5 protein-coding genes are annotated in these 8,358 nt (G+C 43.4%); 2 read left to right on the top strand and 3 right to left on the bottom strand.

Annotated features, from left to right (window positions below; all coding sequences use genetic code 11):
* On the bottom strand, nucleotides 1-2,992 hold a 2,992-nt coding region (gene putA / locus B7C60_RS06615; RefSeq protein WP_245868726.1), incomplete at its 3' end, for a bifunctional proline dehydrogenase/L-glutamate gamma-semialdehyde dehydrogenase PutA.
* A 262-nt stretch (nucleotides 2,993-3,254) separates the two neighbouring features.
* On the bottom strand, nucleotides 3,255-4,079 hold the full coding sequence (locus B7C60_RS06610) for an AraC family transcriptional regulator (protein WP_099610975.1): 825 nt from the start codon (nucleotides 4,077-4,079) through the stop codon (nucleotides 3,255-3,257).
* 420 nt (nucleotides 4,080-4,499) lie between these two features.
* Here B7C60_RS06610 and B7C60_RS06605 point away from each other — a divergent pair, with 420 nt between their 5' ends.
* Both B7C60_RS06605 and B7C60_RS06600 read left to right on the top strand, forming a co-directional pair.
* Nucleotides 4,500-5,606 (top strand): PEGA domain-containing protein, encoded by a 1,107-nt coding sequence (locus tag B7C60_RS06605; protein ID WP_099610974.1) that lies wholly within the window; start codon nucleotides 4,500-4,502, stop codon nucleotides 5,604-5,606.
* A gap of 156 nt (nucleotides 5,607-5,762) precedes the next feature.
* Entirely contained in the window at nucleotides 5,763-7,580 is a 1,818-nt protein-coding gene (locus B7C60_RS06600; protein ID WP_099611084.1) for an SUMF1/EgtB/PvdO family nonheme iron enzyme, read from the top strand.
* Between the two features lie 58 nt (nucleotides 7,581-7,638).
* On the opposite strand, the gene pdxH is transcribed toward B7C60_RS06600, so the two are convergent.
* Nucleotides 7,639-8,274 carry a pyridoxamine 5'-phosphate oxidase gene (gene pdxH / locus B7C60_RS06595; protein ID WP_099610973.1) on the bottom strand — a complete coding sequence of 212 codons (636 nt, stop codon included), beginning with the start codon at nucleotides 8,272-8,274 and terminating at the stop codon, nucleotides 7,639-7,641.
* Between the last annotated feature and the right edge of the window lie 84 nt (nucleotides 8,275-8,358).

Below are 8,358 nucleotides of genomic sequence, written 5' to 3'. Positions count from 1 at the left end.
TGATATAACAATTTCCAACTCGTGCGTGTTTTTCTATCCAACGATAAGTTGTTTCATTACGACTATGAATGCCCATCGTTAAGCCAAAACCGGTGTTGTTGATTTGCTGTACGACTTGAGCTAATTCTTTCGCTTGATAGCGAACAATATGCAAAATTGGACCAAACTGCTCTTCGCTTAACTCCTCGATACTAGAAATCTCGAAGGCTGTTGGAGCAACAAAATCACCTTGCTGGCACGCGTCACTCAAGGTAAGTTGAGCGATTTTTTTCTGAGTTTTTGTCATATATTCAATGTGTTTTTGCAACTGCTGTTTGGCCTTATCATCAATAACAGGGCCAACATCTGTGCTGTGTAAATAAGGCAGCCCAACCGATAACTCCTGCATCGCCCCTTGGATTAAAGAAATAATGCGCTCAGCAACATCATGCTGCACAAAAAGGACTCGAAGTGCTGAGCAGCGTTGTCCTGCCGATGCAAAGGCTGACCGTAACACATCGCGCACCACTTGCTCTGGCAAAGCAGTACTATCAACAATCATCGCATTTTGCCCACCCGTTTCAGCAATCAACGGGACTGGAGAAGCCTCCCGTTCGGCTAACGTTTGGTTGATCTGCTGCGCGGTCGCGGTCGAGCCGGTAAAGGCAACCCCAGCAACAGCGGGATGAGAGGTCAGAGCTTGTCCAATGAGTGAACCGCGACCTGGGATAAATTGAATAACACCATTGGGAAAACCAGCTTGTAGCATTAATTCCACTGCACGAGCAGCAATAAGGCTGGTTTGTTCGGCAGGTTTGGCGACGACCGTATTGCCCGCGACTAATGCAGCGGTTATTTGGCCAAGAAAAATGGCTAGAGGAAAGTTCCAAGGACTGATACAAACAAAAACACCTCGTCCTTGCCGTGATATCTGCCGATTGATCCCATCAAAGCCCGCGATGGTGGTAGGCGATAATGAAGCGATCTGTTTGGCATAATAACGGCAGAAATCAACGGCCTCGCGCACCTCATCAATCGCATCATGGATCGTTTTCCCCGCTTCTTGATGACACAAGGCACAAAGCTCAGGTAGATTCTCTTCTAATAAATCAGCCAAAGTGTCTAGTTTTTCACTCCGTTGATGCACCGGTGTTTGATTCCACTCAGCAAATGCGGCTTGAGCATTCTCCATCGCTATGGAAACATGATCATGGGTTGCATGAAAAACATGACCGATTTGAATTTGACGATCATACGGCGCGCTCACCACTTCAGGCATGATCGCCTCCTTGATCATGCTTTCGAGTTGTGAATGGCCATTAAGAATAGGAGCTGCTTGCCAACGTTGATTTAGGTGCTGCTGAACTTGTAATACAAAAGGCTGTGCCTCACTTTCAATATCAATATTAATACCGCTGGCATTCTTTCGTTCAGGAAAAATAGCGGGAGGAAGAGGGATTTTGCTATTGTGTAACGTTACACATTCAAGTAACCGTTCAACGGGGTGGATGACTAAGGTTTCAACGGGACAACGAGCATCGACCAAACGGTGCACAAAGGAGCTGTTTGCCCCATTTTCAAGTAATCGACGAACCAAATAAGGTAAAAGATCTTTATGGCTCCCAACCGGGGCATAAATACGAACGGGCTGTTGATGGATGGCCTTGACCTGTTTATAAAGTGCCTCCCCCATTCCATGTAAACGCTGAAACTCAAAATCTTTATGGGTGGCCATTACCGCAATAGCAGAAACCGTTTGAGCATTATGGCTGGCAAACTGAGGAAACAGATGCCCACGCACGGAGTCACTCAGAAGAAAACGAGCGCAAGCCAAATAAGAAACATCCGTCGCTTCTTTACGGGTAAAAACTGGGTAGTTTGCATAACCGCTTTGCTGGGACCATTTGATCTCACTATCCCAATAAGCGCCTTTGACAAGCCGAACTGGAATTAAATCTCCCTGTTGCTTGGCAAGGCCTGTTAACCAAACTAAAGTCGGTAATGCCCGTTTAGAATAAGCTTGCACCACTAATCCAAATTTACCCCAACCCCGTACTGATGGAGTACGATACACTTTTTCAAATAGTTGCAATGATAATTCGAGTCGGTCAGCTTCTTCAGCATCAATGGTGATCGCAACATCCAAAGCAACGGCTCGTTCCAATAATTGCAATAATGTTTGATAAAGCTCACTCATCACTCGAGAATAATTAGCCACCTCATAACGAGGGTGTAAGGCTGAAAGCTTAATTGAAATTGATGGTGCAGGGCTTTGGCAATTGGCTTTATTTTGTCCGACCGCCTCAATGGCTTGCAGATAATCTTGAGCATACTTTTTTGCATCGTCTTGCGTGAGTGCAGCTTCTCCCAACATATCAAAAGAATAGGTATAGCCTTGTTCACACATAGCTTGGCCATTGCTTTGTGCTTCAGTCATCGTTCGGCCAAGAACAAATTGGTGCCCCATAATTTTCATTGCTTGTTGCATTGCTTGACGAATAACCGGTTCAGACAGTTTAGTGACCAATCGATTTAAAGCTTGAACCGGACTACGCCATTCTGTATCCGCTAATCCAATCACTTTTCCCGTAAGCATCAACCCCCAAGTTGACGCATTAACAAAGACGGAATCTGAATGTTTTAAATGTGACTTCCAATCTGCTACGCCTAACCGATCCTTGATAAATGCATCAGCCGTGTCTTTATCTGGAATTCGCATCAACGCTTCCGCCAAACACATTAATAAAATCCCTTCTTGTGTATCTAAACTGTACTCAAGTAGTAATGCATCGATCATTTGCAACGCTTTTTTATCTCGCCGTATCGCTTCGATCAAATGAGTAGTTTTGCTAGCCATCGCTGATTGTTCAGCATTGCTTGGCATCGCCAGGGGAAGTAACTGCTTTAGCCATTGAGATTCGTCCACCATATAAAGTGGCGAGATCTGCATCCAAAGTTTATTAAGAGGTTGCTCAACAAACGTCGGATTCAACACATCCGTTGCTGTAAACATGCGTTTTCCTCAATCTCATACCCAGGTAACATGCCTGAGTTTCCTACAATGGCTAGCAGTGTATTTTGAGTGCATGAGGAATACTTGTCAAAAACTCCGAAATTTTTACCAAAAACTCGCCAAATTAACAAAGCAGAAACACAATCACATCATATAATCTCATATAAAATAGCGTTTGGTTAGCAATAGAGCCGTTGCCGTGATGCGACTGCAACACTTATCCATAAACCCCATGCCATCAACTTGGACTGATCGGACGACATTAACGATAGAAACGTTTTCTGTACTGTGAAGGAGAAACGCCTTGTAAGCGAGAAAAGGTATGAGTGAATGTGCTTTGGTTAGAGAACCCCGTTAATTCGGCCACTTGCCCCAGACTAAAGCGCCCTTGTTCAATCAAGGTTTTTGCTAGATCCACTCGTTTTTTTAACACATATTGATGAGGGGTTACGCCCACTTGCTCTTTAAATAGCTGATGAAATTGACTCTCACCAAGATAAACGCTGCCCGCAAGCTGAGCAATAGAGATGCGTCGGCTTAAGTGTTGTTCGATATAACGATCAACCACCTCTAAATCAAAGCGAGATTCTCTCCGATGGACATCAAAAGCCGAAATATGGTGCAGTAATAAAGCCAGCACCGTGTCACTACAAGCTCGACTTAACAATAAATCATTCGGGCTCGATCGTATTTCCTGTACCAGCATATCAATCAATTTTTGAATCGAACTATCAAGTTGAAAATAGATATCCATTTTAGATAACTCATTGATTTTCTGAAGTATTAACGAATCATCTTCTGCCGGATAAGGCAAATTTAAGACTAAAATATCAGATTGATGCGCCAGACTTCCAAAAGCATGATCAGTACTTGCGGTCACTACACATCCTTGGCCGGTACCAACCACATTCGCCACCCCAGAGACCTCAAATTCGACTAACCCTTTTAAGCCAATCACGATTTGTGTATAGCTATGTTCGTGACAATCCATATAAGATGGTAAGGTAATTAATTCGGCAGGACGAGGCGACAAAAGTTTGGCTCTTGATGCCGACTCTAACGAGAAATTCAATGAGGAAAGGTTCATGATCGTTATCTCATACAATGACCTTTTCGCATCATATAACAGTTTAGTCCGAAGCCAAAATGACACGCATTATCTTCTTTGACGTTATCTTATGGATTAATTTTCGTGCTACAGATAAGAAACCCCGACTCAATTGAATTCGGAACAATGATCAAGTGCACATAAATTACGGTCAATGAGTGTTCAATTAAAAAACGTTAAAGCAGATCGAAAATCGGAGCTTGCATATTTCGAGAATCTGCTCAAAATGAAGTGTGTACAGTTATAAAATATACAAAATCAGTGACCTAGTTGTTTGATTTTGTATACTGTTGTGCTTTGAAACTGAGATATTTTAGGATGAGTCAGCATGTTGCTATGCTGTCAAAAGTTTGTCTTCCGCCACGAAACAGTGGCTATATGAATTGTTGCAGGGACTTAATGATCAAATATCACCTCTCAGCGCTACTGCTTGCGCTAAGCCCTTTTTGGGTATCTGCATCAGTGTCCGCAGAAGAAATTACACAGGTAGATCCTGTGGCGGCCATTGATGGAAAAATAAGCATTAAACAAAATGAAATTGAGACGATAGCCTCAGAATTTGAAACCGAAGGAGCCAAGCTTCAACAATTAAAAAATGAACAAGCACGCTTACAACGCGAGAACGAAGAACTTCAAGCCAAACAAAATCGTGCCAAATCGGCTTTGGACAAACAATATAATCGCCTTCTTGAAGATCCAGACACGGATTTAGTCTCTTTTCAGCAACGCTACCAACAAGCTTGGGCTGATGTGAAAAAAAATCAATCTGAACAATTGTTGAATCAACAAGCGATCACTGAAAGTGATATGCGTCTCTCACAAATGAAACAAAAGCATGCTCGGTTAAAAACTGAATTTACTAACTTGCAAGAAAGTAAAATCGAAGCTCGCGTCAAACGCTTAAGCGCCGAGTTACGTGAGAGTAAAGTGTTGGAAAGTAGCTTTCGTACCACCTGTTCTACCAGTATGACGCTAGGTGAATGTGCCAATCAAGGGCAACACCTCACTCGTCAAAAAGCGGTTAATACTTTCCGTGAACAATTACTCGACCAGTTGACAGAGTCAGTCATCGCCAAACAAAACCTTCGCGGTGTAGAACTCAATATCCACGTCCAAGAAAGCCAAATCATCCGTAGTGGCTTTGAAGGCAATAATGAATACTTCACGCAATTACAGGCCCAATTACAAGCCAAACCTGATGCCGTTGCAGCATGTAAACTGCTCAATGTCTCTAGTCGTTACTGTTTAAAAGGTTCAGCAGATACAAAAAATAGCAAAACGGATAATAAACAGTGGGCTAATGTCAAAGTACGCTCGGATCAATACAATGACATTGTCACGATTAATGGCATTCAATACGGTAGTACACCGGTTGAAATTGTCTTACCTGCAGGGAGACATCAAGTCACCGTGGCTAAAGATGGCTTTGAAACTTATAACCGTGTGGTCACGATTAATGGAAACGATACAATTTGGGTAAAATTACGCCCAAATAAAAATGAGTAGTTACCCCACGTGAGGTGATTTTCTGGTCTGATTTCACAAAGCTGTCGTTAAAACGCCGTTTGGATCTTAAGTTATTGAAAGATGACTTCTGACAAAGCGGCGTTTTCGTTTAGAATAGAGACAACCATTTTCAAAATTTTAACTGAAGTAGGCAACATGCGATTAGGTTTATCCGCTCTGTTATTCGCTCTCTCATCTTGTTTAGTGACAACATCAACTCAGGCTGAAAACGCATCACCCTCTGTTATGGCCATTGATGACACACTATTTAGCCACCAAACACAATGGCAAGAGGCGCAAAAAGCCACCCAAGCTCAGCACATAAAAGTTCATAATCAACAAGCAGAGCTCGATCGCCTAATCGAGATAGCGAAACAATTGAATACTCAGCTGCAAAGCGCTAAGGCTCATCTTGAGCATGATTATCTTAAAATGATTGATGAGCCAGAGCTAGATATAACGCCCTCTCAAAATGCCTATCAGGTAGCATGGGCCGAGGTTAAGCAGAACCAACAACAACGCTTAGCGGCAGAACAAACATTACAAGAACAGCAAGCACAGTTAACACAACTGCAAACCTCTCAAGAGGCGCTGGCACAAAAAATCAAACACTTTGAACAAGATAAACTACGGGCTCGTAGTGAACGACTACGAACCGAGCTGAAACGAGCCAGCGTACAGAAAGTCAGTTTTACTAATGTTTGTAGCGCTTCAATGACACTTCAGCAGTGCAATCAACAAACATTAGAACTGGCTCAGCAGAAGGCCGTTAAGCAATTTCAAGCTTGGTTAATTAATGAAACGACTGAATCTTCATTGGTAAAACAGAATCTTGCCAATATCTCACTCAATATTCATTTATTAAGTCACAAGATAGTAGAGTCTGGCTTTTATAGCGGTAATAAATTTAAAACGGTGATAGAAGCACAGTTAGAAGCCAGACCCACCACCACCGCCCCTTGCTCTTTACTCAATATTCATAATCAATACTGCTTTGCTGCTGGTGAAGATCAACAAAATACTCAACAACAGGAGGTCGCTTGGATCAGTTTGGTGATACGTTCTAATCAATATCATGACAACGTCTCCATTGATGGCGTTCGCTACGGAAGCACGCCTATCGAAGTGATGCTACCTGCGGGTAAACATTTAGTGGTTATAGAAAAAGAGGGATACCGCACATTCCGTCAAGAAATCGATATATCATCCGATCATACGTTACGTGCCATGTTACATGAGCAAGCCAATGAACTAAAAGCGGGTGATAAATTTGCAGATACACTCAAAAATAATCAACAAGCGCCAGAAATGATAACTCTCGTCGCAGGGCAATACTTACTCGGTGAGAATATTGCTCGCCAAATTCACCTTGATCATGCTTTCGCATTAAGTGCTACTCCTGTCACGGTCGAGCAGTTCAAAAGCTTCACTCAGCAAACTGGTTATCAAACCGATGCGGAATTACAAAATATTTGCTTAGCCGTCAACGAAACAGCAGTCGCTCCGATTTCTGGTAGTCACTGGCAGAAACCGGGCTTTTCTCAAACCGCTCAATCTCCAGTGGTGTGTGTCAGTCAGAATGATGCTAACGCTTATACTCGCTGGCTATCCCAACAAACTGGATTTAAGTATCGCCTTCCTACTGAGGATGAGTGGGAAGTTGCAGCGAGAGCTGGGAGTAAGATGGATTACTGGTGGGGAAATCACTTTAGTGCAGGCCAAGCCAATACCGGCTGGGCTGGGACTCCATGGTCAAATAAAAGTACCTCCCCCGTTCGCGCTTTTGCCGCAAATCCGCTCGGTTTCTACGATATGGTAGGCAATGTGTGGCAATGGACAAATGACCCACGAGGCGTCGTCAAAGGGGGAGCGTGGAGCTTTTCTCCAGATATGGCGAAAGCATATAGTCAGTTGTTTGTTGCCCCATCTGCGGCGGCCAACTACGTAGGTTTCCGTATACTTCGCGAATTATAGTTTTTCATAAGCCGGCTAGGGTCCATACCCTAGCCGGCTATGGTTAAGATGCCAGCGGTTAAGGTGCCAGCCGTTCGATCAACCAATCGCTCTCCTGTTGACTATAAAGAAAACGATCATGCAATCGATGCTCTCCCCCCTGCCAAAATTCGATACTGTGAGGGCGGACACGAAATCCCCCCCAAAAACTAGGGACGGGAATTTCTCCTTTCGCAAACTTTTGTTTTAACTCAAGATACTTCCCCTCCAATACGCCTCGAGCAGAAAGACGACTACTCTGTCGACTGGCGATCGCAGCAAGTTGACTTTCCTTTGGCCGAGAGGTGAAATATTTCATATTTTCAAATGCTGTCAATTTTTCGGCATAGCCAGTGATGTGGACTTGTCGCTCGATGGGATGCCAAGGAAAATGAAGGCTTACTTGGTTATTCTGCTGAATATGCAATGCCTTACGACTGGCTAAATTGGTATAAAATACAAACCCTTGCTTATCAACATTTTTCAGCAATACAATTCGCTGAAATGGCTGCCCTTTTTCGTCGACCGTGGCTACTGTCATCGCCGTTGGGTCGGTTAATTGCGCATTAATCGCTTGTTCAAGCCAAAGATTAAATTGGTCAATCGGATCAACCAATAAGTCTTTTCTCCGTAAACCGCCTCGTGTGTATTCACGACGAATATCTGAAAGATCCATTGTTACTCCTTATTTTTCTGCCGATTGTGCGCCGTTAAAGAGCAGATCTCAAGTCGGTAGGAGAAACTCCATCACATAAAGTCT

Origin of the sequence: Vibrio fujianensis, from assembly GCF_002749895.1 — a bacterium.
In the GTDB taxonomy this organism is placed as follows: Bacteria; Pseudomonadota; Gammaproteobacteria; order Enterobacterales; family Vibrionaceae; genus Vibrio; species Vibrio fujianensis.
Note: the sequence above shows the minus strand (reverse complement) of the source record. Positions and strands in the feature narration are given on the sequence as shown.